Here is a 13,571-nt window from a genome sequence, read left to right on the forward strand (position 1 = left end):
TCTCGAAGAGACAGACTGGCCCTTCGAAGCGACTGAGAAGGACGGCGGAGAACTACTGAGGGGAAGAACGAGCTGAGGCGAACTGCAGCGACCTGCAGAAACTAAGCGATCTCAGAAAAAGCCGCTGACACTCGGACGACCGACCTACCCGCCGAAGGAAACCGACCCGGCGACGGGACCACCGGCCACCCCATCCCCACCAAGACCCCCGTCACCCTCACCCCCGTCACCGTTACCGCCACTGCCATCTCCCCCACTGCCGCTGCCGCTGTCACCGTCGCCGTCACTGCCCCCCTCTTCCTCCCCCTCACCCTCCCCGTGCGCGCTGGGGCCGGGCTTCCGCTCGATCAACTGCTTGACGAGCCGGACGAGCTCGGCGGGCTCGAAGGGCTTGGCGAGGAAGGCATCGACACCGACGTCGAGCCCGCTCTCCACCTCGACCTGCGTACAGGCGCTGATGATGGCGAGCGGAAGTTGCCGCGTACGGGGGTCGGCCCGGAGCCGGGCGGCGGTCCTGAGCCCGTCCAGCCGAGGCATGACGACATCGAGCGTCACGACATCGGGCCGCACCTGATGCACGACATCCAGACACTCGGCACCATCGGCCGCGGTCACGACCTCAAGCCCCTCAAGCTCGAGGTTGACCCTGATCAACTGCCGGATGACCTTGTTGTCGTCCACAACAAGCACCCGGCCCGAAGCGCCTGGCACAACTCGAGAGTAGGTCGGCACCAGCCACCGCGTCCGGCTTTTCCCCACTTCCACCCCGTCCGGGTGACCCGGCCGGTGGCGCATCCAGGGCCGGCCCGTCGCGCATCCCGGCCCGGCCGGTCGCCTCCACTGTCCATGCCCGTCATATTCCCTGGCCCAGCCCGCCACTCCGATCGCCCCAGTTCCTCGTTCCTCCCCTTACCCGGCCGAGCCACTCCCTCTTCCTGGGGCCAAGCCATGTGCCACCTCTCGCCCCAGACCTTCCACCCTCACCCCGTCCCCTCTCCCCTCGGCCCCCCTCACGCTCCCTGGCCGCCCACCTCCAGCGCACCCGGGTCGCACCCCTCGCACCACTCCCAACAGCCCACCCCCGACCCACCCCGGGAAACCCGTTCTCGATCACCCCGTAAGACCTGCTAGGGTTCTACCCGTCGCCGCAAGCGAACAGCTCAGCGCCCGACACGCCCCCGTAGCTCAGGGGATAGAGCAACGGCCTCCGGAGCCGTGTGCGCAGGTTCGAATCCTGCCGGGGGCACCCTGCATGAGGTGCCCAAAGACCCCGTCACCAGCGGAAACGCTGAGGCCGGGGTCTTCGCGTATGTGCAGGCGTGTGCCGCCCGGAGCGGGCGTATGCCAGGGCCTGCGGACGAGGCGTGGACGGGATCTTGACGCGTCTGCCCAGGTCAGCGCCGGCAAACGGCAAGGCCCCCGGACAAGTCCAGGGGCCTGAGGGTCGGTTCATCGGCGGTGCCCCGCAGTAGCCGATCTCGGTCGGCTGACCGTCGCGGTAGAGCACAGTGCAGTGGCCGCGCCTTGAGGACAAAAAACAGTCCCCAGTAGTACTGCGCGTGTCCTGAAACCTCAGTCGTCACTGTTGCTTCGGTATCGCGCCGGCTTGCTGGGGGCCTGAACCACATCCTGTCCAAGTCACTAGCCGGCTAGACGTCCTCATCGACTTTGCGACTCTTTCGGTGTTATGGCCTACTCACCACGATCCACGCCAGATGCCATATGTCAATAGCCTTTCGGTAGGTTTCGAAGGAAGCCTCTCGCGATCACCTTCGACTGCTACACCCGGCTCACCGCGGGTCGACGCGGAGCCGGTCACGGCCGAGCGATTACCCAGGTCAGCCCATCTAACGGACGAAGAGGCCTGCGCATGCGCAGCGCCGCGTCAGGCCAGGTTGCTCTCCTGGGAGCTGCCTTGGGCGCGGTCACGGCCCGGCGTGCCAGTCCCGCTCCAGATCGCCTGGGTCGAATACGCTGCGAAGACGTCCGACCTGGCGGCCTCGACAACGCGGATGCGCGGGAATGCCGCCCGGTATCAGCTCTTCACGTAGGCCGGGACGGCGCAGCTGTCGGATGCGGAAGGGTTGTGGCATGAGATCCCCGAGCGTGCACCTACGGGAGATCACCGACGACAACCGCGATGCCGTCCGAGCCCTCCGCGTCCGACGTGACCAGAAGCAGTTCGTCGCCTCCGTGTCCCACTCCCTCAAGGAGGCGGCGAAGAAGCCGGAGGCGAATCCCTGGTACCGCGCCGTGTACCGCGGCGATGAGCCAGTCGGCTTCGTGATGCTGTCGTGGAAACCACCGGCCGGTCTTTACGAAGGGCGACACTTCCTCTGGCGTCTCCTCGTCGACAAGCGGTACCAGGGGCGAGGGATCGGCCGAGAGGCGCTCACGCAGGTCGCCACCCTGGTTCGCGCGGACGGCGCTACCGAGCTGCTGACCAGCTACGAGCCCGGCGACGGCGAGCCGTGGCCCTTCTACCAGAAGTTCGGGTTCGAGCCCACCGGGGAGATCGACGACGGCGAGATCGTTCTGCGATTCACCTTCCCCGCTCGGTGAGCTGTTTTACGGAAGCGCGGACAGTTTGAGGTGGTCACACGACGAGAGGCTGGTGGGCACCTGGAAGCCGATGCCCGCCAGCTGCACGTCCGCCCCAAGTGACCGTTACCCCGCATCTGGCCATTCCTCCGGAGACTCTGGCGGTTCCGGGTCCGCCTGCAACTGCCGCTCCGCGTGCCGCCCGTTCTCCCCTCGCAGCATCGTCAACCACGGCCAAAGGTCCAGTAGCCATTGTGCCGAGCAGGCCAGCCGGTGCTCGATACGGCACCGTGGAAAGGGACCTGGCGGACACACTCCGTAGACGGTGACCCGACCGTCGCAGAGCTCGATCCACCGATGCTCCGCCGGCACCGTCTGGGCCAGTGGAGCCGTGTGGCACGTTCGAATCCCGCCGGGGGCACCCAGCATGAGGTACCCAAAGGCCCCATCACCAGCGGAGACGCTGAGGCCGGAGTCTTCACGTATGTGCAGGCGTGTGCGGCCTGGAGCGGTTGTACGTCGGGGTCTGAGGACGAGGCGTGGACGGGATCTTGGGGCGTTGTCGCTGGTGGAGCCACCCGCTGAAGCCATACAGGCCTACCCCTCGCTATCTTCGTCCCGGTCTCAGACCATGCGGTGGACGGCGAGCATGACCGACTGGATGTCGTGCTCTCTACAGTCACAGCCAGCGGCCAGTGGGTCAGCGAATGGACAAGTTGGGGGATCTCGTGGATGTGACCACGCTTGCAGTCACGCTCATCAGCGTCGGAGGAACGCTAGGCGGAACTTTGGGTGGGGCAGTGCTCAGCCAGCGTGCTAGCCGGGACCAAGACGAGCGTGCTGATCGTGAGCGGGAACGAGACCGCCGCGAGCAGGTACTGCAAACCAAGCGCGATCTCTACGCCGATTTGAATACGACGGCGCGCGCGTACCGTGTCGCTGCCCGAGACGTCGTCCACGCAGCCGAGCGCGGTGAAAGCAGCGACCCGGCGGTTCTCGACGCTGCCAAGGAAGCTTGGTCCGACCAGTACTCTCACGCGCAGATGGCGCTGACGAAGGACGTCCTGGAAGTAACCTCAAAGCTGAACAGGGCACTTGGAGTCGGGTACTCAGTCGTCAAGCAGTTGCCTAGCAGTCCGGACCACAACGAAGCTTATGAGCGGGCGAAGGCGTGGTTCAGCGGCCCGCTATCCGATGGTGTGTGGCTGCTGCGGGTCACCCTGCGACATGATCTCGGCGTAGAGGTCGACCCCCACTTCGAGCAGACTCGCAGGCAGATGCTGACGGCGCTAAATAGCGCGAGGAGAAATCTTGAGCGCCTACTCGCCGCAGAACGCACACGGGGTGCCAGTTCACGTTGACGCGTAGCACAAACGGCGAGGCCCCTGGCAGTGCCAAGGGCCTCAGACTCGTTCAAGCGAAATTCACTCGTATTCGCGCAGCAGGTCCTCGATGCGCCGGTTGGCGACGTCCTGCCGTCCGTCGAGGCACTTCGCGTAGCGGGTCAGCAGTACCTCAACGCTGTTGCCGGCGCGCTCGGCAACCTCGGTGGGATCCACTCCTGCATTGAGCCATGTCGACAGCGCCGAGTGCCGAAGGTCGTACGGCCTGCTCGCGAGCGGCGAGGCCGCGACGGCCGGCGGAAGCGCCAGGAGGCGAGCCTCCTGCCACACGCGGTAGTAGGTCGAGGACGGGACGACCGAACCCTTCTCACTCAGTCGTCGTCAAGCTCGAGGTTGTGGAGTCCTACTTCCTCGACCAGTACGGAACGGTGACGCCGGTACGAAGGCAGGAAGCACCGTCGTGGGTCAGAGGCACGGTGCCCCCAGGTGCACTCGCCACGTGCGGAGGCCGCGCCGGCCCGATGATGGTTCGCGGCCCACGGGCGCTTCCAGTGCCTCGGCGTAGTCACGTTGCGTCCGGTTTGTGATCATCCGAGGCCGAGGAGTGCGAGGGGCCATCGGGGATCGCGGGCGTTGCATCGCAGGCCCGCGACGCAACGTTGGAGCACAACGATCTCTTAAAGCGGGTCTCCGCAACTCCTACAGGTGTCTTCGCCATCGTCGTACATAACGCCGCAGCAGTACGTGGGGCCGCCGCTGACTTCATAACAAGCGCTGCACATCTGAGACTCGTCGTCCCAGTCAGTCGCATTCTCGACGGGATCGTCACACCCTGTACAGACAAGCGCTGTCACCGCGCGTCACCCCAGCAATCGGAGGAGGTAAACGGAGAGCAGTAATCGCTGTCGTGTCGCTCAGAGTAGTCACTCATGTTGGCTGTCGGCTTACCACAGTTCGGACACGTGGGGTGTTCACCCTGACATGTGCGATTGTTGTGCCCACCGAGTCCACATACCGTGCATGCCATGACGACAGAGTAGATGAACCTCAGCCGTCGGACCCGGGCTTCGGCAAAGACTGGATGACATCCGGTTTGTGATCATGCGAGGCCGAGGAACGCGAGGGGTCGGCAGGCGTTGCGTGCGTTGCGGCGGAGGCCGGCGGCCATGCTCTTGACGCCGCCCAGCCGCATGGCGCCGATGGCGAGATTGCGCCAGGTCGCCATCGCCCGGGGTGCATTGCCTGTCCGCAGTTGGGAGGCGTCCTCGGCGAAGGTGGTGTCGCGGACGTGGTGCAGGGCCTCGGTCTTCCAGTGGTCCCGGACCAGCTGTGCGAGCCGGGCGGGGGCGACCTGCTCGGCGGTCAGGCTGGTCACCGCGTAGACGGTGGTGATGGTGGTCTTGCGGTCGGTGCGGTGGCGCTTGATCTGGACGGCCTGGCAGGCGCCGGGAAAGGGCAGCTTGTTCACGGTGGCGACCTTGATTCGACGGATCTCCGCGCGGCCGTGGCCGCTGCCGCGCGTGCTCCCCTGGAGCGGGATGCCCTTCCAGGGGAGGGACTTCAGATGCTTGCGCAGTTTCTTCTGATTGCCCTTGACGATCGCGATGTAGTGGGCCCGGCGGGCCAGAAGGTAGCCGGCGTGCTCGCGCTGGGTATGCAATGCGTCGCTGGTGACGACCGTCCCGCCAGGTCGGCGACGGTGTCCAGCAGCGGCTGGAAGCAGGTGGTCTCGCCGACGTCGAGCTGGGCCAGGACCAGGCCGGTGTTGTGCTCCACCGCCGCAAGAAGGTGGATCTTCCGTCCCCTCGCCCTGGCCGCGCCGCGCAGGGACTTGCCGTCCACGGACAGTCCTCGCAACCCGGAGCCGACGGGGCAGCGGTCGGCGAGCCAGCCGCCCACCGCCCGGTCCAGGGCGTCGCCGTGGACGCACGCGAGCAGGCGGCGCACCGTCGTCTCGGCCGGCACCAGCCGCCTGGGCAGCACCGGATCGGGGCGCACACCGAGCCGTTCCAGCACCTGGGGCGGCGCGTCCGCGACCCACTCGCCGACCGCCAGCAGCGAAGTCGCCCCCGCCAGCACCGCGCACGCGGCCAGGGCGAGGACAACGGCCAACGCGTGCCGCACACCGCGAGGGTCCCGTGGTTCCGGCACCGACGCCGGTCTGTTCGTGGAGCTGGTCAAGGGCAGGCGGAATCGGCGATGATGCGTCGGCAGGCACGGTCTTCCAGGCAGGTCACGGGGCGTAGACAACTCCATGATCTTGGAAATCCGTGCCTGTCCTGCCTCCGGGACGCCCACCGGTCAACGAACCGTCACAAACCGGATCAGGGCTGACTACGCCGAAGCTCTGCGGGCGCTTCTGTTCAAGCTTCATGACTCATTAACAGCCAGCTCAGCCCGTAGCCTACGAGCAGTGCCAATCGGCTGCCATGACACTCGCCGCACAACCGCACAAACCCGTGTCCACCATCTGAGGCGAAGCCCCGTGCACGCTCCCGCCGTACACGACCAACCAAGTGAATTGCTCCAACTGTGGAATGATCGTGAAGAAGGATCAGGTCTCTTGACCTCCCGACCGACTTCGACGCCGTACTCGGCGGACGGATGACACACACTCTTCAGATGGTGAGCAGGATGACGGCGTCCATCAGGCGCCCGCGAGAGGAGGAAATACACGTGGCCGATTCGGACAATTGGTGCGACGCCCTGTACTTCCCGTACGGCCGACGCAAATTGGGAGGGGTGCGCTGCCGCCTGGAGCCCGAGCACGGCGGAGATCATTGGTGCGAGGCCGAGGACGAAATGGACTCATAGCCCCGAGTCCACGCCGATCTAAGCTCCAACCCCACCAAGCCGGGCGGCCACGTCGAAGGCGCGTTGTCTGACTGAGGACGCCGCTGAATCCAACATACCGGGAGACAAAGATGGACCGGGCAGAACTAAAAGCCAAAGTCGACGAGCTGATGCGCCAGTATCAGGACGGCGAGATTGACGGCGAGACCTACTATCAGGCAATGATGGAGTTGACTACCTCCGCACAGGAATGACGTCCCGGCCTCACTCAGCATGACGGGCCCCGCTAGCAGTTCCACACGGTTTGTGACATTTGCAGCCACGCAAGACTCAATAGTGCGAGGTCGTCACGCAAGGTGCAACCCATCGCGTCCGCCGTTGGGACTTGCTCTGGTCGACAGCCGACAACGTGACTGAGGTCGGCAGGGGTACAGCGAGGCACACGCGCGCCTGCGCGGTCGGCTGACCCGCCATCGTGGCTGACTGTCATCGGCTGAGGCTCAGACGCTCCGGGACCCAGTTTCGCCATGGACGTTCGGGGCGAAGAGCCCGTGCCATTCGCGTGCCAGATCCTGCGGGGAACCACGGGGAACAGTGGAAACTGATCACAGGCACGGCCAGGGGTTCAACGCCGCTTCTCCGCAGATCAGTCCAGTGATCGCACCCAGAAGACCCAAGCTTCCCAAGCTGATGTCACCTATCGGCCTGCCGCTTCGTCCGGGCTGCGGCGCTGGGGCGCCGGTCCCGGCCGATCGGCAGGCCGAGGAACGCAGCGGAGAGCATCCGGGCAGCGAAGAGCCCCCTGCGCCAGTGCCAGGGCACGCTGTTGCGAGAGGCCACGTCGTCTGATTGCGGACTGTGCTCGGATAACGCCCAACCGGCGGCCGAGGAGCAGTTCAGGCAGCAGGCGCTTCCCGCTGGGTGGTCATGGGCGGTTCAGCCATCGTGCCGCGTAGCTACCTTCGAATCCCGCCGTGATCAGCTGCGCCAGCAGTTCGGCCGCGTCAGGGCTAACGGTGTCGAGCTGCACCAACCCGTCACCGAAGACGTTCACGTCGGCCACCAGGCCGGGGAAGTCGGAGTCCAACCCAAGCAGCACCAGCTGATCGGCCAGAGTGCCGGCACTTCGCCGTGCCCGGTTCCAGCCGCGGGCGTAGGGCACGCCGGGCGACAAGTCTTCCGCGCGCTTGGCCACCACTCCTCGCCGGTCAGTCATGACGTCAGGTCCTTCCCTTGTGCTCATTGGCGTTGGTCGGCGCATGCCCGAGGCCGCCACGGTCCACCCCGAAGCCGCTTGCTAGCTGCCGGCAAGGCGCCACCGTCACAGTCAGTTGGTCAGGCAGGGGTGCCGCACGTCGCACACTCGCTTCCCGGCGACATGAATTCCTCAGGAGAGAGCACTTCAGCGCTGGGCAGCCCTCCATGCCGGCGGATGACCGAGCTTCGAGCATCCCGCCCTTCTGGCCCTGGTCCAGCAGGGCTTTAGGTTTTCGGCCTTGATGTGCTCGCGCAGGATGCGGGTCAACGCCAGGGCCTCTGGGCAGCACGCATGTTGCCCAGAGGCCGTACCTTCAGTCCGCGCTCTCCGTAGATCTCGCCGTCGTACGTCCAGCTCCTCCTGATTCTTTCCCGACCTCCGACCGAGCCGCATGGAACGACAGTTGGGAACTCTTAAGCCGCGCGCGTACCGCCCACCTTCAACCCGACGGCCCGCAGTGATTCATCAATCTCAACGGGTTCCTCCCATGCGGCTATGGCCAGGGTCTTGTCCTCCACCACCTCTCGAGATCACCTGGTGATCAAGGTGCGATAAGTTCAGTCGGCGTTTTGGCCAGGAACGGACTGGGAGTGCCGTGCCACGTGATCGTGAGGGCATCCCGGGCCCGGGTGGCGGCGACGAAGAGCATAGAGCGGGCCTTGCGCAGCTCCCGGCGGTAGCGCGCGGGGTCTTCGGTGCGGTACCGGTCGATGGCCTCCATCCTTGGCACAAGCCGGTCGTTGGCGCCGACGATGACGAGGCGCTGGTATTCCAGTCCCTTGAAGCGGGGCATGGTGCCGACGTGGATGGCGCCGTCGCCGCGGGGGCCGTCGGAGGTCAGCTGGGCGTAGCCGAGGCCGGCTTTGGTGGCGAGGTGGTAGATGACCTGGCTGACCTTGTCGCGGTCGGGGACTGCTACCCCGATGAGACCGCGCGTGCCGCGCTCGGTGGCGTCGTCGTGGGCGGCGAGTTCGTCGCACCAGGTGCGCAATGTGGCGGCGAGGCCGTCGAGTTCGTCCTCCCAGGTGGTGTAGCCGTGTAGCTCGGGGACGGGGCCGTGGAGTACGGAGCGGTAGCCGGTGAGGGTGTCGGTTCCCTCGTCGAGGTCGTCGTAGGTCTCGCCGGACATCACCGACAGGGCCTGGGCGAGGATTTCCTTGGTGGTGCGGTAGCTCAGGGAAAGGCGCGCGGAGCGACCTCGGACGTTGATACCGAGGGAGCCGAGGGAGACGTGATTGTCGTAGACGCGCTGGTGGGTGTCGCCGGCGATGAACATATCGTTGTCGCCAGGGGCGACCATCGCCCGAAGCATTTTCCAGTGCGCGGCGCGCAGATCTTGTGCTTCGTCCACGACGACGTGCCGGTAGCGGTGTTTGAGGTCGAGCGGTGATGCCTCGGCGTCGCGGTGGATCAAGTCGCGGCCACCGACCTGGTCCTTGTACGCCTGGCGAGCTTGGATGCGGGCGGCGCGTTCCACCTCGTAGCGGGCGGCGCGTTCAGCGGCTTGGCCCCAGGTCTCGACACCCTTGTTGTCGAGACTGGCCGTGAAGCGGTCGAGGACGTTCCAGATGGCGGCACGTTCGGGACGCGTGAGTGGGTGCCCGCGCCCGGCTCGGCGGGTTTGGAAGTAGGCGGCCCTGGTGGTCACGGACTGACCGAGGACGACCTGTTCCCACTCCTCGAGGAGGAACTCCGGCTCCCACGAACGCTGCTGACCAAGCTCGTTCAGGACCGCGCGTAGTTCGTTCAGGGCCGTGCGGTCGTCGATGCGGCGCTTGCTGCGGCCACTGAGCGCGTTTTCGGTGATGACCTTGTAGGCGAGTTCATCGATGTGGGTGATGTCGACGCGGGCCAGGAGAGCGGGATCGCCGACGAGGTCGCTGAGGCGGGCGCGCAGGTCGGCGGCGAGGTTCTTGGTGAAAGTGGTCAGCAGGATCGGCTTGTCCCGACCAGGCTTGAGCTGCTGCAGAAGGTGGTGGATGCGGTGCAAGGCCACGATGGTCTTGCCCGTACCGGGACCGCCGGAGACCCGGGCAGGGCCGTTGTAGTCGCGGTTCACCAGGCGCGCCTGGGTGGGGTGCAGGAAGACCTTCCAGGCCTGGAAGTCCCCTGCTTCCAGCACGTTCTTCAGGGCGTCGTCGACGGTCGTGACGGTGGTGCGAGCCAAGGCGGCGCCGAAGTCGGCGAGGTCGATGTGCTCCGGTGACGCGACTGCGTCAGTGATCTCGGCGCGTACCTCGTCGGGGCTCATCCCCGCGGCCAGGCCATAGAGGATGTCCTGGGAAAGCAGCGGTGCTCCGGCTACCAGGCGATCGAGGTCGGCGGCGTCGGTGAGGGTGAGCGCGACGTCGATAAGGGATTCGGCAACGCCGAGTTCCCTAAGCAGCTGGGGGGAATGGGCGGCCAGCAATGGAGGCGTTGCGGCAGCCGATTCGCCGTCCTCGGGGACAGCCGGTCCAGGCAGTGCGGGGGGTTCGGTTTCTTCTGTACCGGCGGTGTCCGGTTCAGCGGCAACGAGCTGGATGCCGGCGCGGCGCAGGGCGCTTTCCCCGACGACCGACAGGTCGACGAACTCGATCTCTCCGGAAACCCGGTTGATGGCGATGGAGAGCTGTTCGTAGACGTCCCGGCGGTGCCGAACCGCGATGATCAGCCAGTTCTCGTCGCCGTTCTCGTCGGCCCCTGTGCGAGTGAGCAGGGCACGGTAGGAGTCGTCGATGCGTGCGGAGAAGATGTGCGAGTCGCCCTTGAGGGCCTTGAGTTGCAGGCCGTTGCCGTGCGGGTTCTCCCGGAAGCGGTGGGAGAAGTCGTAGAACTTGGCCTTTACCGAGCGGTCGAGTTTGTAGAGCTCGTGTTCGGCCTTCTGGTACAGGCTGAGGCGGACGGTCATCTGAGGGCGTCTTCCGGATGGTGGAGGGATCTACCTGGGACTGTTTCAGCTGCCAGCGGGTGCGTCGGGGAGCAAGGCCAGTAGTTCGTCGAGGCGGGTGAGCCAGTCGGTGGCACTGCGGATGGTCCAGCCAGCTGCTTGATAGGCGCTGTCGCGGCGCTCGGTATCCGGGCTCGGGCCCCCGTGCGCCGCGCAGGAGACGATGGCGACCTTGGTGCTGTCCTGGTCCCACGCGAAGTCGGCTTGCCATCCGCCATCGCCGAGTTCGTAGCCGAAGACGGGTGCTGTCTTGCCCTGGGCGGCGACTGCGCGGGCGACGTCGATCAGGTCGGCTTCGCTGTCTCGGTCGAGCAGAGGGATGATCTCTTCGTCCCAGGCAGGGTCCCGCAGCGTCACAGGCTGGCGGGCTCCAGCTGCGGGATCGCCAGCGAGCTGCGCATCGGGCGAGTCGGCGGGCTCAAGGGTTGGGGCGCCGGCGGGTTTCGGGACGGGCGTGACGGACTGATCGGACGCTGTCACAGGGTCGGCGCCGTCGAGAGCGCTGGGGTATTGCGGGCTGAGTAGCTCGAGAATGTCCTTATCGCCCCGTGTACGCAGATGGGTGAGGACGTCGTCCATCGTCGTGGCGTCGTTGAGACCGATACGCCGGCCCAGGACGGGCGGCATGTCCTTCTCAAGGATCTGGCCGGACAAGGCCATCAGCCGCAAGGCCCGCTGGGTATCTGTGAGATCGTGTTCGTCCTTCTCCGCCAGGCGCAGTGCTTTGAGGTGGCCGTCCTTGGCCGCCAGGAACACATGGTCCCCCTCCCCTGCCTTGATGTGTTCGAGCAGGGTGCGCAGGGAGCCGCAGGCAGGCTGGTTACGCCATACGAGGTGGGCGGTGCCGACTTCGTGGGACAGTTCCAGTCGACCGCCAGGGACGAGGCCGAGGTGAGCGGCGAACCCGGCGGGGACGGTGAAGCCGGAGCCGCGCAGGTGTTCACCGTTGACGTCGAGGCGGTACCACCAGGTGCCTTGGCCGGTCTGGAAGCAGCGCCGAGTCTGCGCCACGTCACGGCGTGGCTGGTAGTCAGTGAGTGCCGGATCGTCGGGGGCTGCCAGACGGACCCAGCCTCGCTGGAAGCGGTCGTATTCCGGGGCAGCGAGGTAGGCACGAACCGACTTCTCTGACACGTCGAACTGTGAGCAGAGCGAGGTGACGATCTCCTCGGTCTGGGCCTCGCCACCGCAGCTTTCGAGTTCGCGGTTGATCATTTCCCGGATGCCGAGGTAGGGGGTGCCACCCCATCGGCGCAGGCCATACAGGTCGCGGTCGCGTCGCAGGAAGCGGTCGTCGGTTTGGATCTGATTGCGCAGGCTGGCAAGAGCCGTGTTGTCGTCCAGGCGGCTGAGGAGGTCTTCCATCGACAGGGGATGCCCCACCAGTGCCAGGACGGCTTCGGCCCGGTCACTGATTGAGCGGCCCCAGGGCAGCACGTGCCCGTCGATGAGGCGGAAGCCCTTGATCTCTTGCAGCCAGGCGTCAGCGTCGGTGTCGCGGATGCCTTGCTGGACCAGCAGCTCCACGACGTCGGACCAGGGGGGCACGGAGGTGGCGCAGCGTGCTGCGAGCTCGCTGCGTGTCCGTTCGAGGCGCTGGTCGAGATCGCCTTGCACCAGCCAACCACTCGTCCAGGTGCGGTCAGGCAGTAGTGAGGCGATGACCTGCCACAGCGGGAGGCCAAGAGCGACAACGGGCTGTGCGTGCGCGGGGTGCAGGGCGCGAAGGCTCTCTTCGGTGGCCACCGGGCCAAGGTGGTCTTGGACGGCGAGGAGGTGGCTGAGGAAGGGCTGGCCAGCGTCGGAATGCAGCCACTGCTGGAGATTCTTCTCCAGCTCGACCTGTATCTGCCGTGCTCGTTCCCGGCTGACTCCGAATTGCTCGCCCAGGCTTTCCAGCGAGGTACGGATCTGGCCGAAAGTGCGACCTGCTGCGATGGCGAGCTGTCGTTCGCCCCAGGTGCTGATAAGAGGAGCGAGTGCGTCGAGCGGTTGTGCTGCCAGGGCGGGCACCGCGGTGCCAACAGAGGCGGCGGGTGTCTCGGGCGTCGCAACGGCCAGCCGAGTTGAAGGACGGGTGATGGGGGTGTTGCTGTCATGCCCGGGGTGCTTGGCCCATGCGCACAGAGTCTCTGCAGCAGTGCGGATGGCGGGAGGCACATCGGCGGAGAGCAGGCGCTCCAGCCAGGCTGCGACGGCGGTGACGTCCCGGTCGGGCTCGGCCGCGGTGACCGATGCGGCGGTAACGAGTTTCGTCAGGTCGCGTCCGCCAGTGAGGAAGGGACGCAGCAAAGGCAGGACGAGCTGCGGGAGGGTCTCCTCGCTGGCGACCTGGGCGATGCTGGTGGTCAGGTCCGTCTGCTGGCCTTCTGGACAAAAGCACAGCTGAGGCAGGGCCGTGGCGAGCGTCAGGTGCGGCCAGTGGGCTGAGACCGCGTGTGCGGCTCGTTGGGCGACCTCTGATGCGCTGATGGTGGCAATGGCGTCGCGCAGCGGCGTGTCGTTCCACCAGTTGCCGGGCAGTCGGGCGTCGCTCAGCACGAGCCCCAGCTGGTGCGGGTCACCGAAGCGGAGAGCTGGCAGCAGGTCGGCGAGGACGTGGTGCCATGGCGGCTTGGGTTCGATCAGGCCAGTCACGTGAGGTTCCGCATCTCGTACGTTCGATGGTGTGGGCGCCGTGGAGGCCACCTGCTGCGGCGCGCTGCCT

Annotated in this window: 9 protein-coding genes, 1 tRNA gene and 2 pseudogenes; 4 read left to right on the forward strand and 8 right to left on the reverse strand. The window is 66.3% G+C overall.

Annotated elements, in window-relative coordinates; genetic code table 11:
- Positions 1-144: 144 nt before the first annotated feature.
- Positions 145-795 (reverse strand): response regulator, encoded by a 651-nt coding sequence (locus tag TNCT1_RS00405; protein ID WP_235902229.1) that lies wholly within the window; start codon positions 793-795, stop codon positions 145-147.
- Positions 796-1,174: 379 nt separating this feature from the next.
- On the opposite strand from TNCT1_RS00405, the gene TNCT1_RS00410 reads away from it, so the two are divergent.
- Positions 1,175-1,246, forward strand: a tRNA-Arg gene (locus TNCT1_RS00410).
- 845 nt (positions 1,247-2,091) lie between these two features.
- Positions 2,092-2,562: a GNAT family N-acetyltransferase gene (locus TNCT1_RS00415; protein ID WP_235902231.1), complete on the forward strand. Its 471-nt coding sequence runs from the start codon at positions 2,092-2,094 to the stop codon at positions 2,560-2,562.
- A 105-nt stretch (positions 2,563-2,667) separates the two neighbouring features.
- Here the strand turns inward: TNCT1_RS00415 and TNCT1_RS36070 are convergent, their stop codons facing one another.
- On the reverse strand, positions 2,668-3,132 hold the full coding sequence (locus TNCT1_RS36070) for a DUF6083 domain-containing protein (RefSeq protein WP_308789261.1): 465 nt from the start codon (positions 3,130-3,132) through the stop codon (positions 2,668-2,670).
- 116 nt (positions 3,133-3,248) lie between these two features.
- Between TNCT1_RS36070 and TNCT1_RS00425 the strand changes: the two genes are divergently transcribed.
- The gene (locus tag TNCT1_RS00425) at positions 3,249-3,902 is read left to right on the forward strand and encodes a hypothetical protein (protein ID WP_143626917.1); all 654 of its coding nucleotides are present in this window, start codon (positions 3,249-3,251) and stop codon (positions 3,900-3,902) included.
- Between the two features lie 63 nt (positions 3,903-3,965).
- Here the strand turns inward: TNCT1_RS00425 and TNCT1_RS00430 are convergent.
- The 3 genes and pseudogenes from TNCT1_RS00430 to TNCT1_RS36080 all read right to left on the reverse strand — a co-directional run.
- Positions 3,966-4,256, reverse strand: a pseudogene (locus TNCT1_RS00430) (site-specific integrase); the annotation flags it as partial.
- A gap of 886 nt (positions 4,257-5,142) precedes the next feature.
- Positions 5,143-5,544, reverse strand: a pseudogene (locus TNCT1_RS36075) (ISAs1 family transposase); the annotation flags it as partial.
- Positions 5,445-5,996 carry a transposase family protein gene (locus TNCT1_RS36080; protein ID WP_235902235.1) on the reverse strand — a complete coding sequence of 184 codons (552 nt, stop codon included), beginning with the start codon at positions 5,994-5,996 and terminating at the stop codon, positions 5,445-5,447. The pseudogene TNCT1_RS36075 and the gene TNCT1_RS36080, both read right to left, overlap by 100 nt.
- A gap of 812 nt (positions 5,997-6,808) precedes the next feature.
- Between TNCT1_RS36080 and TNCT1_RS36605 the strand changes: the two genes are divergently transcribed.
- Positions 6,809-6,931 carry a hypothetical protein gene (locus TNCT1_RS36605; protein ID WP_268894154.1) on the forward strand — a complete coding sequence of 41 codons (123 nt, stop codon included), beginning with the start codon at positions 6,809-6,811 and terminating at the stop codon, positions 6,929-6,931.
- A 671-nt stretch (positions 6,932-7,602) separates the two neighbouring features.
- On the opposite strand, the gene TNCT1_RS00440 is transcribed toward TNCT1_RS36605, so the two are convergent.
- The 3 genes from TNCT1_RS00440 to TNCT1_RS00450 form a co-directional block, all read right to left on the reverse strand.
- A complete protein-coding gene (locus TNCT1_RS00440; RefSeq protein WP_143626919.1) occupies positions 7,603-7,893 on the reverse strand; it encodes a hypothetical protein in 291 nt (96 codons plus the stop codon).
- Between the two features lie 583 nt (positions 7,894-8,476).
- The gene (locus TNCT1_RS00445; protein WP_143626921.1) at positions 8,477-10,825 is read right to left on the reverse strand and encodes a UvrD-helicase domain-containing protein; all 2,349 of its coding nucleotides are present in this window, start codon (positions 10,823-10,825) and stop codon (positions 8,477-8,479) included.
- 45 nt (positions 10,826-10,870) lie between these two features.
- Positions 10,871-13,501: a hypothetical protein gene (locus TNCT1_RS00450; RefSeq protein WP_143626923.1), complete on the reverse strand. Its 2,631-nt coding sequence runs from the start codon at positions 13,499-13,501 to the stop codon at positions 10,871-10,873.
- Positions 13,502-13,571: the final 70 nt, after the last annotated feature.

Source organism: Streptomyces sp. 1-11 (assembly GCF_007176755.1).
Lineage (GTDB): Bacteria > Actinomycetota > Actinomycetes > Streptomycetales > Streptomycetaceae > Streptomyces.